Origin of the sequence: Luteibacter sp. UNCMF366Tsu5.1 (assembly GCF_900119235.1) — a bacterium.
GTDB classification, from domain to species: Bacteria; Pseudomonadota; Gammaproteobacteria; order Xanthomonadales; family Rhodanobacteraceae; genus Luteibacter; species Luteibacter flocculans.
In genome coordinates this window covers 201900-225396 of record NZ_FPIS01000003.1, presented here as the reverse complement: position 1 = coordinate 225396, position 23497 = coordinate 201900, and the positions used below count along the sequence as shown (strand labels likewise).

Below are 23497 nucleotides of genomic sequence, written 5' to 3'. Positions count from 1 at the left end.
TCCGTGAGCCAATAAGGGCGTGTGTTAGCGGAGCTTTCAGGCGATGGGGCACTTTGAGCGGGTTAGATGGCGAAGGTAGCCGAACAGCCCCCAGGCCACCGCAGAATGCTTTCCTATCAGCAGGCCTCTGCAGCGGCCACCCTGCTGCGGTCGCCAGCGACTGACGTAGCCCAGATTGCCAGTCCGGCCAGAGCAAGCAAGCTCCCGACCCACCCCGGCGACGTCCAGCCGTAGCCATGCGCGATCGCTAGCCCTCCGAGAAACGGGCCGAGTGCGTTCGCCGTATTGAAGGCGGAGTGATTCAGTGCGGCGGCGAGACCTTGGGCGTCGCCCGCGACGTCCATCAAACGCGTTTGCAAGATCGTGCCCAACGCACCACCGATGCCGATGAAGAACACGTCGATGCTGAGCGTCCATACGTTGCCCGCAGCGAACGGGAAGAGCGCGAGCATGACGATGCTCCACACCAGCAGACCGCCGGCCGTGCGCATCAGTGCGCGATCGGCGAATGCGGGCACGATCATGTTGCCGGCGGTGAGCCCGATGCCGAAGACGCCGATGATCCAAGGCACCGTGTGTAGCGGCATCTGCGTGACCTGGACGAGAATGTCCGCGAGATAGGTATAGACGGCAAACAGACCGCCAAAGCCGATAGCGCCGATGGCGAGCGTGAGCCAGACCTGCGGGCGCTTCAGCGCACCCAGTTCGCGCAGCGGGCTCGCATCGCGATCCGGGGCCACTTCAGGCGCGAATACGGCGATCGCCGAGATTGTCGCGATTCCCAGCATCGCGACGAGCGCGAAGGCCCAGCGCCAACCCACAGCCTGACCCAGCCAGCTCGCCAACGGCACGCCCACGACGGTAGCAACGGTCAGGCCGAGGAACATCTGGCCGACCGCGCGCGTGCGGCGATCTGCCGGTACGAGCGACGAGGCGACCAATGCAGCGACACCGAAATAAGCACCATGCGGCAGTCCGGCAAGGAACCGGAACACAAGCATCCAGTGATAGTTCGGCGACAAGCCGGTCAATCCGTTGAACAGCGTGAACATCGCCATGAGGATGAGCAGGAGGCGACGACGAGGCACGCGCGCACCCAGCACCGTCATGATCGGCGCACCGACGACCACACCCAGCGCATAGGCGCTGATGACGTGCCCGGCCGTCGGTGCGTCGATGCCCAGCCCCTGCGCAAACAGGGGCAGCATGCTCATCGAGGCGAACTCGGTTGTACCAATGGCAAAGCCGCCCACTGCGAGGGCGAGGATCACCAGGCCCACATGGCGAGAACGAGGGGGCGGCGCGCCTGGCGCGCGCGCGTGGGATGGCTGGCTCATGGGATTGGCTCGGTAACGGGGATGCGGGGATGCGGGCATGCTGCGTCGCAGCAACCGGTAGCATACGACGCAGGCAGATCATCGAGCTACCCGGTCACGTCGGGGGCAACCCAGCGGTGCTCGCGCACGAATTCGACGAAGGCCCGCAGCGCCGAGGTCACCCGTCGTTGCCGCGGGTAATACAGCATGAAGCCCGGATACGGTGGACACCAGTCTTCAAGCACTTTCACCAGTCGCCCTTCTGCAACGAGCGAGCGCACCTGGTCATCCAGCACCAGCGTGAAGCCCATGCCGGCGAGCGATGCATCGAGCGCCAGGCGAAGATCGCCCAGGGTAAGCCGGCCGCGCACATCGAGTTCGAGTTTCTTGGCGCCTTGCTCGAACTCCCACTTGTAAAGCCGGCCGCTGGGAAAACGAAAGCGGATGCAGTCGTGCTGGAAGAGATCGTTCGGATGCAGTGGTACGCCGTGTCTTGCCACGTACTCGGGTGACGCGACACAGGCACCGCGTTGTTGTCCGCTGATCGGCACAGCGATCATGTCCTCGGGTACCTGCTCCAGGAAGCGGATACCCGCGTCGAAGCCCGAGGCGACGATGTCGATGAGACCATCGTTGTCTACCGCCTCGAACTGGATGTCGGGATAGCGCTCGAGGAACTGGGGCAGCAACGCCGGCAGCAGCAACTGCGCGGTGACGCGTGGCATGTTGATGCGCAACGTACCCGCGGGCGTGGCGCGGAAGTTGTTCATTTCCTCCAGCGCTTCACTGACGTCGAACAACGCCGGTTCCAGTCGCTCCAGCAGTCGCTGCCCCGCTTCGGTGAGCGACACGCTGCGTGTCGTTCGGTGGAACAGCATCACGCCGAGGCGTTCTTCCAGGTTGCGGATGGCGTAGCTGATGGCCGAGGTCGTCAGGGTCAGCTCCGCCCCCGCCTTGCGGAAGCTGGCGTGCCGTGCAACCGCGGCGAAGGCGGCGAGATGGGAGAGGTTGTCGGGGCGCATGATTATCAAGAATAACTCAACGATTCATCAGATAATCCGCGCTGGCGCGTCGAATTGTTGAGCACTTATCGTTACCGGCCAACGAATGCCCCCCATGAAGAGGATGCTCCCATGTTCGAAGTCCGCGGATTCGCCGCCCATGACGCCACGACGCCCCTCGTCCCCTTCACCGTGCCCCGCCGCGATGTTGGCGCGCACGATATCCATATCGAGATCCTGTACAGCGGCGTCTGCCATTCCGACCTGCACCAGGCCCAGAACGACTGGGGCAACGCCATCTACCCGATGGTCCCCGGCCATGAAATCGTCGGGCGTGTGAAGGCCGTCGGTTCGGCCGTGAAGAAGTTCAAGGTCGGCGATTATGCCGGCGTCGGCTGCATGGTGGACTCCTGCCGCGAGTGCGAGTCGTGCAAGCGCGATCTGGAACAGTACTGCCTCACCCACACCAGCTTCACCTACAACGGCACGGAGCAGGACAAGGCGACGCCCACCTATGGCGGCTACTCGACCGACATCGTGGTGCAGGAGCGCTTCGCGGTGAAGATTTCCGACAAGCTCGACCTCAAGGCCACCGCGCCGCTGCTGTGCGCCGGCATCACCACCTACTCGCCGCTGCGTCACTGGAACGTGGGACCGGGTCAGAAGGTTGGCGTGATCGGCCTCGGCGGCCTCGGCCACATGGGCGTGAAGTTCGCCAAGGCGATGGGCGCGCACGTCACCATGATCACCACATCCGCCTCGAAGGGCGAGGACGCCAAGCGTCTCGGTGCCGACGCTGTGCTGCTCTCCACCGATGCGGAAGCGATGAAGGCGCAGGCGGCCAGCTTCGACTTCCTGCTCAACACGGTGCCGGTGTCGCATGACCTGAACCCGTACATCAACCTGCTGAAGCTCGACGGCACGATGGTGCTGGTGGGTGTGCTCACGCCGATCGACGGCATGATCGGTGGTGCGCTGATGCTTCCCCGCCGCACGATCGCCGGTTCCGCCATCGGCGGCATGGCTGAGACGCAGGAGATGATGGATTTCTGCGCCGAGCACGGCATCGTGTCCGACATCGAACTGGTCGACATGGCTTCGATCAACGAGACGTACAAGCGTCTGGTGAAGAACGACGTGCGCTATCGCTTCGTCATCGATATGGCGACGATGCCCGCGGCTTAAATGCTCCGCGAGGCCTTTCCCGTGTCGAACGGGAAGGGCCATCGGCGAAAACGAAACGGGCGCTCCCAAAGGAGCGCCCGTTTGCGTTACGGCTCGTGTAACGCCGGAAGCGTATTTAGCCTGGCGCCGCCTCGGGCATGACCAGCTGTAGCGCCACTTCATGCAAGGGCCGCCCGCTGTTCTCATCCACGACGAGTGCTCGCACGGGTTTCCCGGTCTCGCGATCGACGAGTTCCGATAGCGGCGAGCCCCCACCGTTGTAACGACGACCCCATTCCGCCATGGCGGCAAGAATCGGCACGAAATCGCGGCCCGCCTGGGTCAGCATGTATTCGTCTCGCGGCGGGCGCTCGCTGTAGCGCCGCTTCTCCAGCACGCCGGCTTCCGTCAACGCCTTCAGTCGGCGCGACAGGATGTTCGGCGCAATGCCGAGACTGGTGCGGAACTGATCGAACTGAGTCATGCCCCTGCTGGCATCGCGCAGGATCAAGGCACTCCACGCGTCCCCGACGAAAGCGAGGCTCCGCGAGATCGCGCAGGTGCCGGAAGAAAGTTTGTCGGTGTCCATTGCATTATGATAGCAACGTCACTATCGTATGGCAACGCACTAACTATCACTTTGCAACCCACCCATACGGAGTAACGACATGAGCACTGATTTCAAAGGTACGGCCCTGGTCACGGGCGCTTCCTCGGGCATTGGCGAGGTCTATGCCGAGCGTCTGGCCGACCGCGGCTACGACCTGATCCTGGCCGCCCGCCGCGTGGATCGCCTGGAGGCGCTTGCCCAGAAGATCACGGCACGTACCGGCCGCAAGGTCGAAGTGCTGCGTGCCGACCTCAGCGATCGCAAGGACATTGCTGCCGTCGAACGCCGGTTGGCGGACGACGCCTCCATCACCCTGCTCGTAAACAACGCCGGTATCTCGCTCGAAGGCAGCATCCTGGAAAACGGCAGCGAGAACATCGAGCGGATCGTCACCGTGAACGTGCTGGCGCCGACGCTCCTGGCGGCTGCCGCGGCGCAGGCCTTCGTTGCCCGCGACAAGGGCGGCATCATCAACATTGCCTCGGTGCTCGCGTTCGCGCCGGAAATGATGGACGGCATCTACAGCGGCACGAAGGCGCATCTGGTCGGCATTACCCAGGGACTGGCCGCTAAGCTCCAAGGCACGCAGGTCCGCGTGCAGGCCGTGCTGCCAGGCGCCACCCGTTCCGAGATCTGGGAGAAGTCGGGCAAGGACGTGGATGCCATGATGCCCGGCATGGTGATGGATACCGCAGACCTCGTGGACGCCGCGCTGGTCGGCTTCGACCGTGGCGAAGTGATCACCATCCCGCCGCTGCAGGACGAGGCGCAGTACAAGGCGTTCGAAGCCGCACGCATGGCTATGGCTCCGAACCTGTCGCGCAAAGAGGTCGCGCCGCGCTACCGCCAGCACGCCTAACCCTCACTTCCAGCGAGAACAGGGCTTTATCGCCTATTCTCGTATAGCGCCGCACGAAGGCGCGCTAAACTATCGAACTGGCTAGGTTCTCGCGGTTCGGCATGCTCTCCTTCGTGTTCGGCGCCTTCGGGCTGTCCACCCTCTGGTTGCTTCCCCTGATCTGGCGATTCGTCGCCGCGATGGTGCGCCGTCGTCGCCCGCCGACGACGGGTCCTGGCGCGATACGCTTCTGGACCGGCCTCGTCCTGGTGTTGCTCGCCAGCGCCATGCTCGAAGGGCTGGTGGTGGCGCATTACACCGACGATCCGAGCGCCGGTGGCGTGGTTTGCCGCTGGCTCGCATCGGGCGCCACCAGCGTGCCGGGCGCGTTCCCCAGTGTTGTTCTCTGCCTCGTCGCGCTGGTTATCGCACTGCCGTGGTACCTCGGCGTGCCGTGGTCGGCGTTTCTTGCGCGCACTACCACCTTGTTGGAGCCGATGGGCGTAGGCGCGATTGCCGCGGCACGGCACCTCATGTCGCGCGGCGCCTCGCGTCGTAGCGAGCGCCGCAGCGCGGGCGCCACACGCCGCCCCGGTCGAGCGCCCGCGCGCCGGACGTCGCGACCGGAGCCAATGCGCCAACGTCCTACGGCACCCGCACGTACGACGACGGCAGCGCCTACCGTTGCTCCCGTATCGGTTCGCCCCTCGGTCACCACACCCGTGCCGCCGCGACGCCATGCTCGTGCTGAGACCGTGATCCGGGAACCCTGGCTGGCGCCGAAGACCCTGGCCGCCGAGAGCGAGACGACCGCCCCGCTGCTTTCGCGCCCTGTACCGCCCGTACCGCCCGAGCCGCTTCCCCTCGTCGAACCGGAGCCCGTCGTCGAAGCAGCGCCGAACGCGATCGTCGACGCGATTCCCGTTCCGCCGCCGGTCAAGCCGGTGTCACGTTTCGCCATTGCCGCGAACGACGAGTTGCCCGAGGCGTCGCCGCGCGCCGTCACGCTCACACCGACCCGCCCGTTACGCACGACTACGTCGTCGAGCGTTTCTCTTCCGCCGCTGACGTTGCTTGCTGCCCCGCGCCACGATGCATGGGCCGTCTCGGACGCAGAACTCGCCGAAACCGGTGAACTGATCGAACAGCGCCTGCGCGAGTTCAAGGTACCTGTGCAAGTCGTCGGCGCCTCAGCCGGGCCGGTCATCACGCGCTATGAAGTCGAGCCCGCCGTCGGCGTGCGCGGCAACCAGATCGTCGCGCTGATGAAGGATCTGGCACGTGGTCTCGGTCGCACATCGATCCGCGTGGTCGAAACCATTCCGGGCAAGACCTGCATGGGTCTCGAACTGCCGAACGAACAGCGGCAGATGATCGCGCTCTCGGAAATCCTCGATTCCGCCGAATACAGAAACTCCGATTCGCTGCTAACGCTCGCGATGGGCAAAGGCATTACCGGCGAGCCGGTGGTGGCCGACCTCGCCAAGGCACCACACATGCTCGTCGCTGGTACGACGGGCTCGGGCAAGTCGGTCGCGGTGAACGCGATGATCCTGTCGATGCTCTACAAGGCCACGCCTGAAGACGTCCGCATGATCATGATCGACCCGAAGATGCTGGAACTCTCGGTCTACGAGGGAATCCCGCACCTGCTGGCGCCCGTGGTGACCGACATGAAGCTCGCCGCGAACGCGCTGAACTGGTGCGTGGCGGAAATGGAAAACCGCTACAGGGTCATGTCGGATCTGCGCGTGCGCAATCTCGCCGGTTACAACCAGAAGGTGCGCGAGGCGCGTGCCGCGGGCAAACCGTTGTTCAACCCGTTCCCCGCGCATCCCGAAGTACCGGAGCATCTCGACACGCTGCCGATGATCGTCGTGGTGATCGACGAGCTGGCCGATTTGATGATGGTGGCCGGCAAGAAGATCGAGGAACTGATCGCACGACTGGCGCAGAAGGCACGCGCCGCAGGTATCCACTTGATCCTCGCGACGCAGCGTCCTTCGGTCGACGTGATTACCGGCCTCATCAAGGCGAATATTCCCACCCGCGTCGCGTTCCAGGTTTCGTCGAAAATCGACTCGCGCACCATCCTCGATCAGATGGGTGCTGAAAGCCTGCTGGGCCAGGGCGACATGTTGTTCCTTCCTCCGGGTACGGGCTATCCGCAGCGCATCCATGGCGCGTTCGTTGCCGACGAGGAAGTGCATCGCATCGTGGCGTGGCTCAAACAGTTCGGCGAGCCCGACTACAAGGAAGAAATCCTCGCTGGTCCCGCGAGTGACGCAACCGAAGGCGAACCAGGCGAAGAAGGTATGGACGCCGAACTGGACCCGCTCTACGACGAAGCGGCAGCATTCGTGCTTCGCTCGCGCCGCGCATCGATCTCGTTCGTGCAACGCCAATTCCGCATCGGCTACAACCGCGCGGCGCGCCTGGTCGAAGCCATGGAAGCCGCTGGCCTCGTCTCGTCGATGGGCATCAACGGCCAGCGCGAGGTGATTGCACCCGGGCCGCAGGACTGATTCCTCTGAGGCCACGCGACCTTGCTACTGAAAGTCTCCGTGTATGGCATTGCGCTTGAGCTCCACGCTTACACATTGCCGACAGGTTAAAGGGAGTCGAGAGTTTCCATCCAAGCTAATCAACGTGGCGTTCTCGGCGCCAAATGCTATACCGGAGTGCTGGCTCGGCGGCATTCTAGGTGCGCAGCTTCGTCCCTCGCCGTTCTCGCTGGCCGTTAAGTTCACTCCTTGACCTAGTTTCTTAGCGGTGCTCTGATCAGCCAGTTGCTTCAAGTGACAAGGAAGGGGGTAAATCGAATGACTTTCTTTAGGTGTGGGCTCGCGCGTCTAAGCTTTTTGTCATTCTTATCGTTGGCGGTCACGTCGCATTGGGTGGAGGCATCTGCGCAAGAGCAGGTAACGTACTATTACACCGACGCTCAAGGCACGGTTCTTGCGGAGGCCGATGCTCAAGGAAATCTCACTCGACAGAGCGATTACAAGCCTTATGGCCAAGAGATAATCGGAGCATCAACATCGGCTAAACCCGGGTACACGGGCCACATGACTGATCCCGATACAGGATTGGTATATATGAAGGCGCGCTACTACGATCCGGATATAGGCAGGTTTCTAAGTGTCGACGTGTTCAAAGCGTCGGCCGGCGATCCATTCTCGACCAACCTTTATGTCTACGCCCACGCGGCCCCATCTATGCTGACTGACCCTGATGGGAGGCAGGCAAGAGGCGGGCAAGATATGGATATCTGCAACGGACCGGTTCCGTGCGATTTGAATATCAGTTACGGCACAAACGGAAACATCTCAGGACCATACGAGAAAATAGTAGATCGAGTATTTCAGAACTATCAATTAACGCCTAATAGAACAGCCGTGCTCGCATCCAGTATGCCAGCGGAGATACGCACTGCTCTTATCTACATTATCGCGTCTCCTTTAGGAAAGGGACTCGTGCGTGCGGCACTTAAAGAAGGCGATCCGATTAAACTACTCGACATGACTTCGTCGCCACTTGGTCCAAATTTCCAGTATATGGCGGATGTCGACATGGTCGCCTATACAACGAATCTAGCTGACTATAAGGCTCGATTTTCAGGCAGCCCTGGATATGCCGAGATTAAGGACCAAACCCTCGATGTTATCCTCATGCATGAAATTGGGCACACGTCCTTGGGACGAACAACATTTGGTATAGGGGCTCAACCCCATACTTACGAAGATGAATTTGAGGACGTCCGAAAAGTAGAGAACCCATACCGGTCGTACTATGGTGTACCTCAACGATCTTCATATAGTGGAATCCCGCTGCCATGAGATGGATCACGGGATTAAAAGGTACAGCAGGCGTGATGCTGAGTATTCTCGCTTTCGGTTCTGCGTGTGCCACCGACTGCGGAGCAGCAGCGAGTGCCCGTTCCATTGAGGAAACAAGGGGACTCGTACAGAAAGCATCTCCGGTGGTTCTTCCGGTCAGTGAGTTCACTACCCCAACAGGAACGCGACAGTGCGTGCGCTTCACGTTCTTCGTCAGCCCCTGGGGCAAGCCTTACGACATTTCCGTGGCGGAATCGAGTGGTGACGCATCGTTGGAGTTTGTCGCAGCCAGCGCACTTCGCCGATACCAGTTCAGGGGTTCCGTTTTCTCATTTCTGAAAACGAGAACACTGGTTTTCAGCGAAGTCATGGACATGAGTCCGAGCCGGAGGTGACATGCCGGTGGTTCCGGTCTCTTGAGCGATTCTATGGTATCCCCCGCACGGACCACGTATAGCGGTGTAGCAATCCCGTGAGGTTGGCGATGAATAAGCGATGGTATGGTCTTTGCTGCTTGATCGGCATCGCTTGGCAGAGCGCCCTGGCTGCCGCTCCTGACTGTGGAGAAAAGAGATTCGCCCAGCAGATCTCGGACACCGCAGCGAAGGTGCTCAAAGCCGCGCCGGTGGAGCCAACGGTCGGCGAGTTCCCCACTGCGGAAGGAACTCCGGAGTGTATTAGAGTCGAGTTTCGACTTAGTCCGGATGGATCGCCATGGAACATCAGGACACCCGAATCCTCGGGAAGCTTCGCCTTTAATCTTTCGGCTATGCGGGCCTTCGAAAAGTATCGATTCAGGGGTTCATGGTGGAGTTTCTGGAAGGTACACGTGCTGGTTCTGCGTGGCAAAGACAACAAGCAACCGCCGGGGTGGGACTCGCAATAAACAAAAAAACACCGTCATTGCGAGGGGCGGTTCGCTTGGAAGTCGAAGCCCAAGGTGAAGTCCCGCGGCTGGGGGTGCGAGACCGGACGAGTCAGAGTGACATCGTAGATGTAGCTAGGTCATCGGCTGGAGATGTCCACGACCTCGAACGAGATCGAGATGGCAATGCCGCAGAAGAATTCGCTGCTCGAAGTGTCGTTGTACCTAAAGGGTACAGAGCTTGATGTCGAGGGCGTCTCGCGTCGGCTGGGCGTCACGCCAACCAAGGTGAATCGGCGCGGCGAACCCAAGGTTCGCGCCCAGGAGTCACCGACTTACGCGACGACGACATGGAAGTTCTCACGGAAGGCCGAATCGCGGGACGTCAACGGCACGCTCATCGAATTGCTCGATAGTATCAACATGACAACGCGACCGATGGATATGGAAGGCGTGGACGACGCGTTCATCGATGTGTTCCTCGCGCAGACCGTAGAACCGGGGGAGCTTGGTTCGTCGATCGAGTGGACCTTGAGCGCTGAGGCCCTGGTCGCGCTACAGCGCATTGGGCTATCCGTGCGCTTCTCCGTGTGTAACGTCGAACCCTAGGAAGACATAAAAACCCTCGGAAATGGGATGGATATCCAACCTCCGAGGGTCCATTCATTCAACCTGCTTGTTGCTCTTATTCCTTGGTCAGCAGCTTCAACGGCACTGCGATCGACTTCTCGACCGGCTGCTTGTCGATGAGCTTCTTCGCCGTTTCGACGCCGAGCTTGCCGATCTCATCCGGCTGCTGTGCGACGGTGGCGGCCATGGCGCCGCTCTGCACGGCGTTCTTGCCGTCCGGTGTGCCGTCGAAGCCGACGACCAATACCTTCTTGTTCTTGCCTGCCAGCGCCTGCACGGCGCCGAGGGCCATTTCGTCGTTCTGCGCGAAGATCGCCTGCACGTCCGGATTGCCCTGCAGCAGGTTCTCGCTCACCGAGAGGCCTTGCGCGCGATCGAAGTTGGCAGGCTGGCTGGCGACGATCTTCATGCCGGTGGTGGCGACCTCGTCGTCGAAGCCCTTGCCGCGCTCGCGAGCGGCCGAGGTGCCGGCCACGCCCTGCAGTTCGATGATGTTGCCCTTGCCGCCCAGCGCCTTGGCCAGATAATCGGCAGCCATCTTGCCGCCTGCCACGTTGTCGGAAGCGATGTGCGACGCAACCTCGGCGCCATCGACGCCGCGGTCGAGCGTGACGACGGGAATGTTCGCGCGCTGCGCGGACTGCACGGCGCCAGCGAGCGCAGAGGAATCGGTCGGGTTGAGCAGGATCACCGAGACACGCTTCTGGATCAGATCCTCAACGCTCGAGATCTGCCGCGCCGGATCGTCCTGCGCATCGACGACGACGAGCTGCACGCCCGCCTCTTTCGCGGCCTTCTGCGCGCCGTCCTTCAGCTCGACGAAGAACGGATTGTTCTGAGTGGAAAGAGCAAGGCCGACGACCGGCGTGCCCGAGGCAGCGCTACCGCCCGCCGTGCCGGCGGTGGCAGGAGCGGATTCGCCCGGACCCTGTTGCGAACAAGCCGAGAGAAGCGTCGCCGCGGCCGCGGCAAGGAAAGTGAGTTTGCGCATGGTGTGTTCCTCGTTGGTATTACTGCCGCCTGTCGAGCAGGACGGCGATCAGGATGACGATGCCCTTCACCACCTGCTGGTAGAACGAGCTTACGCTGAGCAGGTTGAGACCGTTGTTCAGAAAACCGATGAGCAGCGCACCGACGAGCGTGCCGAACAGCCAACCGCGGCCGCCCGACAAACTGGTGCCACCCAGCACCACGGCGGCGATCGCGTCGAGTTCGTAGCCGGCACCCGCCGTGGCCTGCGCCGAGTAGAGGCGCGACGTGAGCACGATGCCCGCGAACGCCGAGAGCAGACCCGACAAGCCGTAGATCGCCAGCTTCATCGGCGACAGGCGCACGCCGGACAGTCGCGCCGCTTCCTCGTTGCCACCGATCGCCACGACGTGACGACCGAACACGGTGCCGCGCAACAGGAAAGCACACAGCGCGAAGGCGACGAACATCCAGATCACCGGCAGCGGGATCAGGTTGGCGACATAACCGCCGCCCAGCAGGGCGAAGCTCGGATTCGTCACGGGAATGGGGCTGCCCTGCGTGTACGACAGCGTGACGCCGCGCAGAAGCGTCATCGTGCCGAGGGTAGCGATGAACGGCGCCACCTTGCCCCACGACACCAGCGCGCCGTTGACCATGCCGAGCACGAGACCCAGCAGCAGACCGGCACCTGCGGAAAGCACCATCCCATGACCCGCCGCCATCAGGCCTGCGGTGACTGCACCGGTGAGCGCGAGAATCGCGCCGACCGAAAGATCGATACCACCCGCCAGGATCACGAAGGTCATGCCGAACGCGATCAGTGCGTTGATCGACACCTGGCGAAGCACCGTGAGCAGATTCCCTGTGGTGAGGAAGTCCGGGCTCATGATCGAGAGCACGATGAAGAGAAGCACCAGGCCGATCACCGAGCCGAGGCGCTGGAGGAGCGGCGCCATGCGGCTCCAGGTCATTTGCAGCGTCATGTCACTTGCCTCCGGTCGCGGCAGTCATCACGGCTTCCTGCGTGGCACCGTGTCCGTCCAGCAGGGCTGTTGCACGACCCTCGTGCATGACGAGGATGCGGTCGCTCATCGCGAGCACCTCCGGCAGTTCCGAGGAAATCATGAGGATGGCCACGCCCTGCTCCGCGAGTTGGTTGATGATGTGGTAGATCTCGGCCTTGCCGCCGACGTCGACGCCGCGTGTGGGCTCGTCGAGAATGAGTACGCGCGGCTTCAAGGCCAGCCATTTCGCCAGCACGACCTTCTGCTGGTTCCCGCCGGATAGCGCACGTACGTTGAGTTCCATGTCGCGCGCGCGGATCTTCAACGCCTCGATGAGGCCGCGCGTCTGCTTCTTTTCGCTGGCGCGATCGACGAGGCCTGCATGCGCGGGCACGCGCGGCAGGCTCACGTTTTCGCGCAGGCTGAGGTCGAGCACGAGTCCCTGCGCCTTGCGGTCCTCCGTGACGAAGCCGAAGCCGGACTGGATCGCATCGTTCGGCGACGTGGGCGTCACGACCTTGCCGTCGAGGGTGATCGTGCCTTCACTGGGCTTGTCGAGGCCGAACAACAGGCGCGCCAGCTCGGTACGGCCCGCGCCAAGCAGCCCGGCCACACCGAGCACTTCGCCCGCATGCAGGTCGAAGCTCACGTCGCGCACCATGCCGCCGCTGATGTGTTCCACCTTGAGGCGCACGTCGCCGATGTTCGGCGTTCGTGTGGGGAAGCGTGCATCGAGCGTGCGGCCCACCATCATCTTCACGACTTCGTCGAAAGCGAGACCCGGCACCGGGCGGGTGCCGACGAAATGACCGTCGCGCAGCACCGAGATGCGATCGCACAGCGCAAAGATTTCTTCCATGCGGTGGGACACGTAGACGATGCCGGTGCCCTGCGCGCGCAGGTCGCGGATGAGCTTGAACAGCGTGTTGGTCTCGTGCTCGGTCAAAGCCGCCGTGGGCTCGTCCATGATGAGCACGCGCGCGTTCTGGCCGAGCGCGCGTGCGATCTCCACCATCTGCTGCTGACCCACGGAGAGGCGTTCGACGAGTGTGGCGGGATCGAGGCGCTCCATGCCCACGCGAGCAAGCCATTCCATCGCGCGCCGGGTCATGGCGCGATGATCGAGCAGGCCGAAGCGCTGGATCTCGCGGCCGAGGAAGAGATTGTCCGCCACGCTGAGCGCGGGAATGAGGTTCAGTTCCTGATGGATGATGGCGATGCCGTGCTTCTCGGCATCGGCAGGCGTGGCGATCGACGCCGGCTGACCATCGACTTCGAGGGTGCCGGCATCGGGCGCGTAGATCCCCGTGAGGATCTTCATCAGCGTGGATTTGCCGGCGCCGTTCTCGCCCATCAGAGCGTGCACTTCTCCAGCAAGCAGTTCGAAGTCCACACCTTCCAGCACTTTCACAGGGCCGAACGACTTATGGATGCCTCGCATCCGGATGAGCGGTGCGGCACTCATCAGAAGGTCACGCCCGCGTGCAGGATCACGTTCGCATAGGCTGAGGTCTCGCCCGTGCGTACGACGGCAACGGCGCGCGCGGTCGCGCGTTTGAAGTCCTCATGCGCGACGTCATCGACTGCCACGCCCTCTTTCGTCAGCCGTGCGGCCAGCGCCACCAAGGCGCTGTTGCGTTCGTGAATCTCACTGGCGAAGGTCGCGCGCTCGACCGCCAGTTCCGCGAAGACGGCCTCGAACACGACGGAGAATGACGGCGTGCCGGGAAGCACGGCGAGATCGATGCAGGGCACGCCAGGGGGCACCGGCAGGCCCACGTCGGCGATCACCAGCGTATCGGTGTGCCCCATGGCGGCGATCACACGATTCAGCTCGGCATGCAGCAGGCCGGCGCGCCTCACGAGTGAGCCTCCAGAAACGCGTTCACCTCGTCGGCCCGCGGCATGCCTGCCTGCGCGCCCAGCCGGGAGACGGCGATCGCTGCGGCGGCACAGGCTTTACGCACCGCAACGTCCAGGCCATCGTGGAGATACACCGCGAGTGCCGCGTTGAAGGTGTCGCCTGCGCCCGTGCTGTCCACGGCCTCGACCTTGAAGCCACTCTGATGGCGAGGCTCGTCGTCGCCGTCGCGGAACCACGCGCCGTCTTCGCCGCGCGTCAGCACCACCGGACACGGGGCGCGCCGCATCAGTTCGCGGAAGTCGGAAGTGGATTCCGCACCGAGCACCGTCGTAAGTTCGTGTTGGTTCGGCGTAAGGAAGCGCACGTGCGCGAGCCACTCCACGGGGAGGCGTTGCGCGGGCGCCGGATTGAGAATGACCGGAACGCCCTCTTCCCGCGCCACACGCAGCGTGGCTTCCACGGCATCGAGTGGAATTTCCAACTGGACGAGCAGCGCATCGGCGCCGCGAATGACGGCGCGAGCCGCCTCGACCTGAGCGGGCGTGACGCGACCATTGGCGGCGGGCACCACCACGATGTTGTTCTCGCCACCCGCCACGGTGATGGACGCGGTACCGCTGCCGATGCCTTCGAGGCGTGCCACGTGAGTGACGTCGACGCCCTCTGCCACAAGGCCGTCGTAGAGCTGCCGGCCGAACGCGTCGTCACCGACGGCGCCGACCATGCTGACGCGGGCACCGAGGCGCGCGGCAGCGACGGCCTGGTTGGCGCCCTTGCCGCCCGGCACGGTGAGAAAGCGATCTCCCGTCAGCGTTTCGCCCGGCTCGGGGAAGCGCGGTGCGAGAGTGACCAGGTCCATATTGATGCTGCCGACGACGACGATTCGCGTCATGCCGAGTGCTCCGGGGACAGTGCGCGGAACATCCGATGTTCACGGGTAGGGTTCAAGCTAGCGGCGCAATATACGCCTTTGCATGCGCAAGTTGCTTTCATGCGCATGCTTTCGACTAGCGAGACAGTCCGCGGGACTCGAGTTGCGCAAGATAGGCGGGCCACGCGGTGTCGTAGGCGCGGCCGAGATCGTAGAGCGTGTCCCAACCGAAGATGCCGCTTGCGTGGCCATCGTCGAAGCGGATCAGCACGCCGTAGTGGCCGGTCGGTTCGAGTGCCACGATGCCGACGTCGCGCTTGCCATGCACGAGCACCTTCTGGCCCGGGCCGTGGCCTTGCACCTCGGCGCTGGGCGAATTCACTCTCAGGTATTCGTAGGGAAGGCGGAACCGCTCGTCGTTGTCGAACGCCACCTCGAGAAGGTGAGAGGCCTGATGCAGGGTAATTTCGACGGGACGGGGATGCGACATGGCAGGTCTTTCTGTGGGAGCCGCCCCAGTGTCTCTACTGTAGGAGCCACTCGTCTACGTGTGGGAGCCGCTATAGCGGCGAGGGGAACCTGCCTCACCGCTCCATCTTCGCGTGCCTGAGTGGTTCGGCTACACCGCTTCGTGGGCTTCTCGCCGCCATGGCGGCTCCCACAACACACCACATCACACCAATGGGGCGGTCAGTGGGCCCGACCTACGCCGTCGCCGGTGCCTTGTTCGAGCGGTGGCGGATCGCCCGCCACGGCCAGCAGGGCGGTAGCGTAGGCGTCTTCCATGCTCACGGTCGAGACTTCATCCCACGCGAAGAACGACGGCTCGCGCAGCCATTCCGCATCGGGCGTGATCTCCTGCATGTTGAAGCCGTCTTCTTCCACGCTGACGACGCGCCCGATGTAGCAGACCTCGGACTCGTCTTCGCTGTCCACGTGCACACCGATGACCGGCGCATGCAGCGCGGCGGCCTGGACGACCTGAGTGATGTCGTCGAGCGGGAAGTCCGCGGGCGGCGTCGGGCGGATGCCCTTCAGCGCGAGTGCCTTCTCTAGGAAGCCGGCGTGCTTGTCTGGCGCTTCGAATTCCGAGATGTCGCGATGCCGCATGATGTACATGCCGTCATAGCTGACACCGTCGCCGATGACCCACAGCAGGAAGAACTCGCGGCCGACGCCGCCGACGTAGCCGCAGAAACTGCCGTGCTCGAGTTCATCGCGCCACAGACGTACCAGTTGGCCACTGTCCTGCGCTTCGCGCAGCGTGGCCCGCTGACCGTTGGTTTTGAGTTGAATTACCTTGCCCATATACGTCAATAGTTTAGCAGAGGGGGTGGCCCTCGGTGTTCAGAGGATGTAACGGCTCAAATCCTCGTCCTTGACGAGCGAAGCAAGGTTTTTATCGACATATTCGGCGTCGATCTCATATTTTTCGCCGGACTTGTCCGCGGCTTCGAAGGAGATGCGCTCCAGAAGCCGTTCCATCACCGTATGCAGGCGCCGAGCCCCGATGTTTTCGGTGCGCTCGTTGACCTGGAATGCCACGTCGGCAAGCCGGTCGATGCCCGACTCGGTGAAGTCCAGCGTCACGCCTTCCGTATTGAGCAGCGCAACATATTGCTTCGTGAGCGCGTTGTTCGGCTCCCGCAGGATGCGTTTGAAGTCGTCCACCGACAGGGCGCTCAGCTCGACGCGAATCGGCAGTCGGCCCTGCAGTTCGGGAATCAGGTCCGAAGGCTTGGCGAGGGAGAACGCACCCGAGGCGATGAACAGGATGTGGTCCGTCTTGATCGAGCCGTACTTGGTGGAGACGGTGGAGCCCTCCACCAGTGGCAGCAGGTCGCGCTGCACGCCTTCACGACTCACACCGGCACCGCCCCACTCGGAGCGCTGAGCGACCTTGTCGATCTCGTCGATGAAGACGATGCCGTTCTGCTCGGCGATATCCACCGCGCGGCTGCGCAGTTCCTCGTCGTTGAGCAGCTTACCGGCCTCTTCCTCCACGAGCAGCGGGCGGGCCTGGCGGATGGTCATCTTGCGCTTCTGCGACTTCTGGCCGCCGAGGTTCTGGAACATCTTGCCCAGCTGCTGGCTCATTTCCTCCATGCCCGGCGGGGTCATGATTTCCACGCCGACGTTCATGGCGATATCGAGCTCGATCTCACGGTCGTCCAGGGCACCTTCGCGGAGCTGCTTGCGCAGCTTCTGCCGGGTGTCGCTATCGATGGCGGGCGCCGCGCTGCCGGTATCGTCCCAGCCACTGGGCTGGCGCCGCGGCAGCAAGGCGTCGAGCAGCCGATCCTCGGCGGCATCTTCGGCCTGGCTGCGCACGCGGCCCTTCGCCTGGTCGCGCACCAGCTTGTAGGACACGTCGGCAAGATCGCGGATGATCGATTCCACGTCCTTGCCCACGTAGCCGACCTCGGTGAACTTGGTGGCTTCCACCTTCACGAAAGGCGCGTTGGCCAGCGTCGCCAGGCGGCGGGCGATCTCTGTCTTGCCGACGCCGGTCGGGCCGATCATCAGAATGTTCTTTGGCGTGACCTCGTCGCGCATGCTCGGGTCCAGCTGCATGCGGCGCCAGCGATTACGCAGCGCGATGGCGACGGCGCGCTTGGCGTCGTGCTGGCCGATGATGTAGCGGTCGAGTTCGTTGACGATCTCGCGGGGAGTCAGTTCGGACATCGGCTCAGAGCTCTTCGATCGAATAGTTGTGATTGGTGTAGATGCAGATATCGCCGGCGATCTTGAGCGCTTTTTCGACGATCGCGCGTGCATCCAACTCGGTATTTTCCATCAGCGCCAAGGCCGCGGACTGCGCGTACGGGCCACCCGAGCCGATGGCGATGAGCCCATGCTCCGGTTCGAGCACGTCGCCGTTACCCGAAATCAGCAGAGAGGCCTCCTTGTCGGCCACGGCCAGCATGGCTTCGAGGCGGCCCAGGCGGCGGTCGGTACGCCATTCCTTGGCCATTTCCACGGCGGAGCGGGTGAGGTTGCCGCCGTGCTTCACCAGCTTTTCCTCGAACAGCTCGAAAAGGGTGAAGGCATCGGCCGTGGCGCCCGCGAAGCCGGCGAGCACGTCGCCCTTGCCCAACCGGCGCACCTTGCGCGCGTTGGCCTTCATCACGGTATTGCCGAGGGTGACCTGTCCGTCACTGCCGATGACGACCTTGCCGTCGCGGCGGACGCAGACGATGGTCGTGGCATGCATCGGTTCCATAGTGCGTTCCTTGGGGGAGACCGGAGAGGTGGGGGCCCCCAGGGGAGGTCGCAAGCCTCGGGACGTGCCGCACCGACGGTCCGTCCCCCGCCTGGGCGCCGGCTGCCGGGGCTCAGCCCTTCCGTTTCGCCCGCGGATGCGCCGCGTCGTACACCTTGGCGAGGTGCTGGAAATCCAGGTGCGTATAGATCTGGGTGGTGGCGATGTCCGCGTGGCCCAGCAGCTCCTGCACCGAGCGTAAGTCGCCGGAGGATTCCAGCATGTGGCTGGCGAACGTGTGCCGAAGCATGTGTGGGTGTACGCGCTTGGACTGGCCGCTGGACAGCTTCGCGAGGCGTTGCTGCACCGCCCTTTGGCCGAGCGGCGCGCCCCCGCGGCCCTTGAACACCGGCTTTTCGGGTGTGGCCCCGCCGAGGGCCGCCAGCGCGCGCAAGGCCGCGATGGCATGGCGCCCCACCGGCAGGATGCGCGTCTTGTTGCCCTTGCCGAGCACGCGCACCTGGCCGTCGTCGAGATCGAGGTCGCCCCAGTGCAGGCCGCACAGCTCCGAAAGGCGCAGGCCGCTGGAATAGAACAGTTCCATCATGGCTGTGTCGCGCGGCGCGAGCGTGCCGCCCAGATCGGTCTCGACCAGCGCCTTGGCCTCGTCGACGTCCAGCACCTGGGGCAGTTTGCGCCTTACCTTGGGGCCGCGTACGCCAGCGACCGGGTCGTGGGCGAGACGCCCTTCGCGGCTGAGATAGCGAAACAACGTACGGCAGGCGGAGAGCAAACGCTGAATGCTGTTGGGCTCCAGGCCGGGCGTGCCCTTGCCGGGCCCGAACGGTGGCGGCCGGTGCAGGCGGGCGATCATCGTGCGCATGCGCTCCGGGGTCAGCCGGTCGAAGCTGTCGAGGCCTTCCGCCTCCATGAACGCGAGCAGCTTGTCCAGGTCGCGCCGGTACGCCGCGAGGGTGTGCGCGGACGGCGCGCGCTCGGCGGCAAAGTGGCCGAGAAAGGCGTCGACGGCCTGCGCCGGGGTCACGCCACCTTCCGGGCTCGTTCGATGGCGGAGCCGACGGTCGTGGAGATCATGTCCAGGAACAGCGTGCCCATGCCGGGGTGGAAGCGGTCGGGGTCGGCACTGCCGATGGCAAGCAGTGCGTCGTTGCCGATGCGCATCAAGGCGGCGGAGCGGACCTCGGGGGCTTCCGAACCGAACAGGCGGTGAAGCTTATCTGCCGCCAATCGTCCCGCCACAGGGTCGCCATGCGCCAGGAACGACGAGAACTCCGGCAGCCCGGACGTGCCTTGCGGCTCGCGCAGCAGCCACGGCTCGTCGGGAAGCCCGGAGAGATCCCCGAAGAAGACCAGGCGCACGCGTTCGGACTGGAAGTCGTCGGTGAGGCGGCGGACCACCTGGCGCACCGTGTCTTCGATGCCGCCTGCGCCGAGCAGCGCCAGCATGAGGCCATGCACGCGCCGCATCAGCTTCTCGTTGTCGGCCGCGACGGCGGTCAGCTCCTTGAGCCGGCCTTCCAGTTCCGCGTTCTTCTCGCGCAGGCCACGAAGCTGATGCACGGCGAGCGACGCGGCCGGGCCGTTGGCGCTTGGCAATACGAGTTCGTTCGCCAGATCGGGGTACGCGGTGAGGAAGTCCGGGTGCCGGCGCAGGTAGGACGCCACCGTGGCTGGCTTGATATCGCCGTCGATCGCGGTGTCGGTCATGCGTACGTCCTCGGGGATGGTGCGTGTGCGGTGTGTACGCAGTGTGCCGGGTTCGCGGCCGTACGTCACACCTCGCCTTCGAAGACGAAGGCGGCGGGGCCGGTCATCCACAGCGTGTGCCCCGGACCCTGCCATTCAATGGTAAGGGTGCCGCCGGGCAGTTCGACGTCCACGATGGAAGCGGCAAGTCCGAGCGCGTGGGCCACCGCGGCGGCGGCGCATGCGCCGGTACCGCAGGCGCGCGTCCACCCGCTGCCACGTTCGTGAACACGCAGACGGATGTGATGGGGGCCGAGCCGCTGGGCGAAGCCCACGTTGACGCCTTCGGGGAAGACGGGATGGACCGTGAGCAGCGGCCCGAGCCGATCGACGCGCGGATCGGCAAGATCGTCGACGAAGACGACCGCATGCGGATTCCCCATGGAAACGGCGCCGAAACTCACGTCTTCGCCTCCCACCGGCGCGGTGTAGATCGCGTGCAGCGGACGGTCCAGCGGAATGGCGGCGGGCGTGAAGTCCGGTTCGCCCATGTCGACGACCACCCTACCCTCGCCGAGTACGCGCACGGTAACGGGGCCCGAGGGGCTCTCGAGGCGCACGTCCGTATCCCGTTCGATCGCGCCGTCCCGATACAGCCATGCCGCCACGCAGCGCACGCCGTTACCGCACTGACCCGATGGCGAGCCGTCGGCATTCCAGATGCCGTAGTAGAAGGCGCAGGACGGATCGCGCGGCGGCTCGATGCTGATGAGCTGGTCGAAGCCGATGCCGGTGTGGCGATCGGCCAGGGCAGCGACGCGTTCGGCGTTCGGCACGCGCGGTGCGTCCTCGCGCCAGTCCACGATCACGAAATCGTTGCCGATCCCATGCATCTTGGTGAAACGCGAGGGCATGGCGGCTTACTGGTGGATCAGTGGATTGAACGGCGAGCGCGACGTGCTGACCGACGCAGGCGCCACCGAGCTGGCGCTGGGCGCCGGATGCGCGCCAGCTTGCGGCGTGGCGGTGGCCGTCGCAGCGGGCGGCGGCGGCATGAACAGCGGGCCCTTGTTGCCGCAACCGGAGAGCGTGGCGACGGCGGTGGCAAGGGCGATCGGCAGGATGAGTCGGCGCATGGGCTTCTTCCCGGAAACGAAGCTCAGTATAGCCTCGTCGTCAGAGCCGTTTCTCGAACCGGAACGCGTCCGAGCCGTCGGCATAGTACTTGGCGTATTCGCCGATCCGTTCATAGCCGAGCCGCTCGTAGAGCCGGATGGCAACGGCATTGTCCTTGCGCACTTCGAGCCGCAGCGAGTGGCATCCGCGCGCACGCGCGGCTTCCTCGGAGGCTTCGATCAGCGCGGAGCCCACGCCCTTTCCCTGTGCCTGCGGTTTCGTCGCGAGCGAATACAACCGCGCGACGGTCGTACCCTTGCGGAAGAACACCACCGCGGTACCGAGAAACCGCCGATGGTTGGCGCTGGCGACGAGCACCAGCGCGCTCTCGCTGTCCAGATGCTTGCGGTACTGGGCGCGGCTCAGTCGATCCTGGGCGAAGCTCGATTCCTCGAGCGCGACGAGATCGTCGAGATCGCTCACTTCGGCGCGACGAACGCGCACCGCAGCGGTAACCGGGGGTGGACGCATGCGCTTTGGGAACTCCGGCGCGGGGGAAGGAAAGGAAGCCGAGCGGGCTTGGGCAAGCGCGGCACTGTAGACCTCGCGCCGGCCCGGATCAATGACTTTTTCATGAACCCGGCGGGCACTTCGGCGACACCGTGGCTTGTGCGTCGCGCCATCGGAAGCACACACTTCGGCCTTGGCGAAACCAACGACCCCGGGCGGGGTCGACTGCGTGCCTTTCGCCGTCTGTCGAGGTCACATGAGCCGGCTCGTCATCGTCGTGGAGAAAGCCTCGGACTGGGGCTCGTATTACCCGTCCGCCGATGTCGTCACCGCCATGGATTACCTCCGTCAGCCGGTGGGCGGCGACGACGAACGCACGCACGTCATCAATCTCTGCCGCAGCTACAAATACCTCGGCACGGGCTACTACGTCTCCTTGCTGGCCGAGGCGCGCGGACACAAGGTCATCCCTTCCGTGCGCACGGTGAACGACCTGCGCCGTCGTTCCCTCTACGGTCTGGATGTCGACGACCTCAACCAGAAGCTCGCCAACTTCCTGCCGGCCGGTGGCCGCGATACCACCGATTTCGGCGTGCTGGTGTATTTCGGTGAGACCGCCTATCCGGATCTGCAGGATCTTGCGAGGCAGTTGTTCGACATGTTCCCTTGCCCGCTCATGCGCATCGAGTTCGAGCGCGATCGTGTGTGGCAGGTGGCGTCGATCAAGGCCGTAGGCCTGCACACGCTCGACGATGCGCAGGAGGACGCCTTCGCCCAGGCGCTGGACAAGTTCTCGCGCAAGATCTGGCGCAAGCCGCGCGCGCGTCGGCGGTTCCGTTACGACATCGCGATGCTGGTCGATCCCAACGAGAAGATGCCGCCGTCGAACAAGAAGGCGCTTAAGCACTTCATCGAAGCGGGCAAGCACCTCGGCATCGAGGTCGATCCCATCGGCCGAAACGATTACCAGCGTCTCGCCGAGTACGACGGCCTGTTCATCCGCGAGACCACCGCCAGCGACAACCACACCTATCGCTTCGCTCACCGCGCCGAAAAGGAAGGCATGGTCGTGATGGACGATCCCACGTCCATCCTTCGCTGCACGAACAAGATCTTCCTGAACGACCTGATGGTGGCGCGCAAGCTCGCCACGCCGACGACGGAGATCCTCTACCGCGACGACACCCGGCGCCTGCGCGACCTGCCCGAGCGCCTGGGCTTGCCGATCGTGCTGAAGATTCCCGATGGATCGTTCTCGCGCGGCGTTGTGAAGGTGGAAACACCTGAGGCCCTGGAGAAGGCCGCCGCCGAGCTCTTCTCGCATAGCGCCTTGCTCATCGCGCAGGAGTACCTCTATACGGAATTCGACTGGCGCATCGGCGTGCTCAACCACGAGGCGCTGTATGCCTGCCAGTACTTCATGTCGCGCGGCCACTGGCAGATCTACAACCACGGCGCCAAGGGCACGGCGAAATCCGGCGGGTTCCGCACGGTGCCGGTGCGCGACGCGCCAGCCGAGGTGGTGAAGCTGGCGCTCAAGGCCACACAGACCATCGGCGACGGCCTGTACGGCGTCGACTTGAAACAGGTCGGCGACCGCCCGGTGGTCATCGAAGTGAACGACAATCCATCCATCGACGCAGGCGTCGAGGATGCCTACCTGGGCGAAGACCTGTACCTGCGGATCATGCAGGAGTTCCTGCGCCGGCTCGAACTGAAGCGGCTGGGCATCTCGGGCTGACGCTGGCGTTCAGCGCCGCAGCAAGGCGGCCAGCAGCGACATCGGCAGGCTCGGCTTCATGGCGACCAATACGCTGGCCGGCGCCAGCAGCAGCCAGAACGCAGGCGTCCAGCCCCAGGTCTCGCTATGCCCCGACAACGGGGTAAGCAGGAGCAGCAGCGCCCCGGCGGCCAGCCAGGCGAGGGCGATGAGGGCGCGAAGGCGGCGTGGCGAGAGCGAGTCGTGCATGGCGTATCCGGCATCGGGT

The 23497-nt window shown here is 64.0% G+C and carries 23 protein-coding genes and 2 pseudogenes; 7 read left to right on the top strand and 18 right to left on the bottom strand.

Features of this window, described 5'->3' with window-relative positions; translation table 11 throughout:
- Positions 1-116: 116 nt before the first annotated feature.
- Positions 117-1337 (bottom strand): MFS transporter, encoded by a 1221-nt coding sequence (locus BT115_RS14780; RefSeq protein WP_072323391.1) that lies wholly within the window; start codon positions 1335-1337, stop codon positions 117-119.
- 86 nt (positions 1338-1423) lie between these two features.
- The gene (locus tag BT115_RS14775; protein WP_072323390.1) at positions 1424-2338 is read right to left on the bottom strand and encodes a LysR family transcriptional regulator; all 915 of its coding nucleotides are present in this window, start codon (positions 2336-2338) and stop codon (positions 1424-1426) included.
- Positions 2339-2449: 111 nt separating this feature from the next.
- Here BT115_RS14775 and BT115_RS14770 point away from each other — a divergent pair, with 111 nt between their 5' ends.
- The gene (locus BT115_RS14770; RefSeq protein WP_072323389.1) at positions 2450-3502 is read left to right on the top strand and encodes an NAD(P)-dependent alcohol dehydrogenase; all 1053 of its coding nucleotides are present in this window, start codon (positions 2450-2452) and stop codon (positions 3500-3502) included.
- Between the two features lie 115 nt (positions 3503-3617).
- Here BT115_RS14770 and BT115_RS14765 read toward each other — a convergent pair whose 3' ends face one another.
- Entirely contained in the window at positions 3618-4070 is a 453-nt protein-coding gene (locus tag BT115_RS14765) for a winged helix-turn-helix transcriptional regulator (RefSeq protein ID WP_072323388.1), read from the bottom strand.
- Positions 4071-4149: 79 nt separating this feature from the next.
- On the opposite strand from BT115_RS14765, the gene BT115_RS14760 reads away from it, so the two are divergent.
- The 5 genes and pseudogenes from BT115_RS14760 to BT115_RS14740 all read left to right on the top strand — a co-directional run bounded on the left by BT115_RS14760 (position 4150) and on the right by BT115_RS14740 (position 10242).
- Positions 4150-4950 carry an SDR family NAD(P)-dependent oxidoreductase gene (locus tag BT115_RS14760; RefSeq protein ID WP_072323387.1) on the top strand — a complete coding sequence of 267 codons (801 nt, stop codon included), beginning with the start codon at positions 4150-4152 and terminating at the stop codon, positions 4948-4950.
- A 101-nt stretch (positions 4951-5051) separates the two neighbouring features.
- Positions 5052-5396 (top strand): annotated as a pseudogene (locus BT115_RS18985) (DNA translocase FtsK 4TM domain-containing protein); the annotation flags it as partial.
- Positions 5397-5963: 567 nt separating this feature from the next.
- A pseudogene (locus tag BT115_RS18980) lies at positions 5964-7454 on the top strand (DNA translocase FtsK); the annotation flags it as partial.
- Between the two features lie 297 nt (positions 7455-7751).
- Positions 7752-8768: an RHS repeat-associated core domain-containing protein gene (locus BT115_RS14750; protein WP_072323385.1), complete on the top strand. Its 1017-nt coding sequence runs from the start codon at positions 7752-7754 to the stop codon at positions 8766-8768.
- Between the two features lie 1045 nt (positions 8769-9813).
- A complete protein-coding gene (locus tag BT115_RS14740) occupies positions 9814-10242 on the top strand; it encodes a DUF4279 domain-containing protein (RefSeq protein WP_177257425.1) in 429 nt (142 codons plus the stop codon).
- A gap of 76 nt (positions 10243-10318) precedes the next feature.
- Here the strand turns inward: BT115_RS14740 and rbsB are convergent, their stop codons facing one another.
- From rbsB to BT115_RS14670, 14 genes are all read right to left on the bottom strand, one after another.
- Positions 10319-11254, bottom strand: a complete 936-nt coding sequence (gene rbsB, locus BT115_RS14735; protein WP_072323382.1) for a ribose ABC transporter substrate-binding protein RbsB — start codon at positions 11252-11254, stop codon at positions 10319-10321.
- 19 nt (positions 11255-11273) lie between these two features.
- A complete protein-coding gene (locus BT115_RS14730) occupies positions 11274-12218 on the bottom strand; it encodes an ABC transporter permease subunit (RefSeq protein WP_218184762.1) in 945 nt (314 codons plus the stop codon).
- Position 12219: 1 nt separating this feature from the next.
- Complete coding sequence (locus BT115_RS14725; RefSeq protein WP_072323381.1) at positions 12220-13704, bottom strand: sugar ABC transporter ATP-binding protein; 1485 nt, start codon at positions 13702-13704, stop codon at positions 12220-12222.
- Positions 13704-14102, bottom strand: coding sequence for a D-ribose pyranase (rbsD, locus tag BT115_RS14720; protein ID WP_072323380.1), 399 nt, complete (start codon positions 14100-14102; stop codon positions 13704-13706). Before rbsD ends, BT115_RS14725 begins: the two co-directional genes overlap by 1 nt.
- The gene (rbsK, locus tag BT115_RS14715) at positions 14099-14995 is read right to left on the bottom strand and encodes a ribokinase (protein ID WP_072323379.1); all 897 of its coding nucleotides are present in this window, start codon (positions 14993-14995) and stop codon (positions 14099-14101) included. The genes rbsD and rbsK overlap by 4 nt, the downstream gene beginning before the upstream one ends.
- Before the next feature lie 115 nt (positions 14996-15110).
- Entirely contained in the window at positions 15111-15464 is a 354-nt protein-coding gene (locus BT115_RS14710; RefSeq protein ID WP_072323378.1) for a gamma-butyrobetaine hydroxylase-like domain-containing protein, read from the bottom strand.
- A 200-nt stretch (positions 15465-15664) separates the two neighbouring features.
- Entirely contained in the window at positions 15665-16282 is a 618-nt protein-coding gene (locus tag BT115_RS14705) for a hypothetical protein (protein WP_072323377.1), read from the bottom strand.
- Positions 16283-16321: 39 nt separating this feature from the next.
- The gene (gene hslU / locus BT115_RS14700) at positions 16322-17659 is read right to left on the bottom strand and encodes an ATP-dependent protease ATPase subunit HslU (RefSeq protein WP_072323376.1); all 1338 of its coding nucleotides are present in this window, start codon (positions 17657-17659) and stop codon (positions 16322-16324) included.
- Between the two features lie 4 nt (positions 17660-17663).
- Positions 17664-18197 (bottom strand): ATP-dependent protease subunit HslV, encoded by a 534-nt coding sequence (gene hslV, locus BT115_RS14695; RefSeq protein ID WP_072323375.1) that lies wholly within the window; start codon positions 18195-18197, stop codon positions 17664-17666.
- A 112-nt stretch (positions 18198-18309) separates the two neighbouring features.
- Complete coding sequence (locus BT115_RS14690) at positions 18310-19221, bottom strand: tyrosine recombinase XerC (protein ID WP_072323374.1); 912 nt, start codon at positions 19219-19221, stop codon at positions 18310-18312.
- Positions 19218-19904 (bottom strand): DUF484 family protein, encoded by a 687-nt coding sequence (locus BT115_RS14685; protein WP_072323666.1) that lies wholly within the window; start codon positions 19902-19904, stop codon positions 19218-19220. Before BT115_RS14685 ends, BT115_RS14690 begins: the two co-directional genes overlap by 4 nt.
- Positions 19905-19969: 65 nt before the next feature.
- Positions 19970-20797 carry a diaminopimelate epimerase gene (gene dapF, locus BT115_RS14680; protein WP_072323373.1) on the bottom strand — a complete coding sequence of 276 codons (828 nt, stop codon included), beginning with the start codon at positions 20795-20797 and terminating at the stop codon, positions 19970-19972.
- Positions 20798-20803: 6 nt separating this feature from the next.
- Positions 20804-21019 carry an LPS translocon maturation chaperone LptM gene (locus tag BT115_RS14675; protein ID WP_072323372.1) on the bottom strand — a complete coding sequence of 72 codons (216 nt, stop codon included), beginning with the start codon at positions 21017-21019 and terminating at the stop codon, positions 20804-20806.
- Between the two features lie 40 nt (positions 21020-21059).
- A complete protein-coding gene (locus BT115_RS14670; protein ID WP_072323371.1) occupies positions 21060-21530 on the bottom strand; it encodes a GNAT family N-acetyltransferase in 471 nt (156 codons plus the stop codon).
- Between the two features lie 235 nt (positions 21531-21765).
- Here BT115_RS14670 and BT115_RS14665 point away from each other — a divergent pair, with 235 nt between their 5' ends.
- Positions 21766-23250 carry a RimK family protein gene (locus BT115_RS14665; protein WP_072323370.1) on the top strand — a complete coding sequence of 495 codons (1485 nt, stop codon included), beginning with the start codon at positions 21766-21768 and terminating at the stop codon, positions 23248-23250.
- Between the two features lie 9 nt (positions 23251-23259).
- Here the strand turns inward: BT115_RS14665 and BT115_RS14660 are convergent, their stop codons facing one another.
- The gene (locus BT115_RS14660) at positions 23260-23478 is read right to left on the bottom strand and encodes a hypothetical protein (RefSeq protein WP_072323369.1); all 219 of its coding nucleotides are present in this window, start codon (positions 23476-23478) and stop codon (positions 23260-23262) included.
- Between the last annotated feature and the right edge of the window lie 19 nt (positions 23479-23497).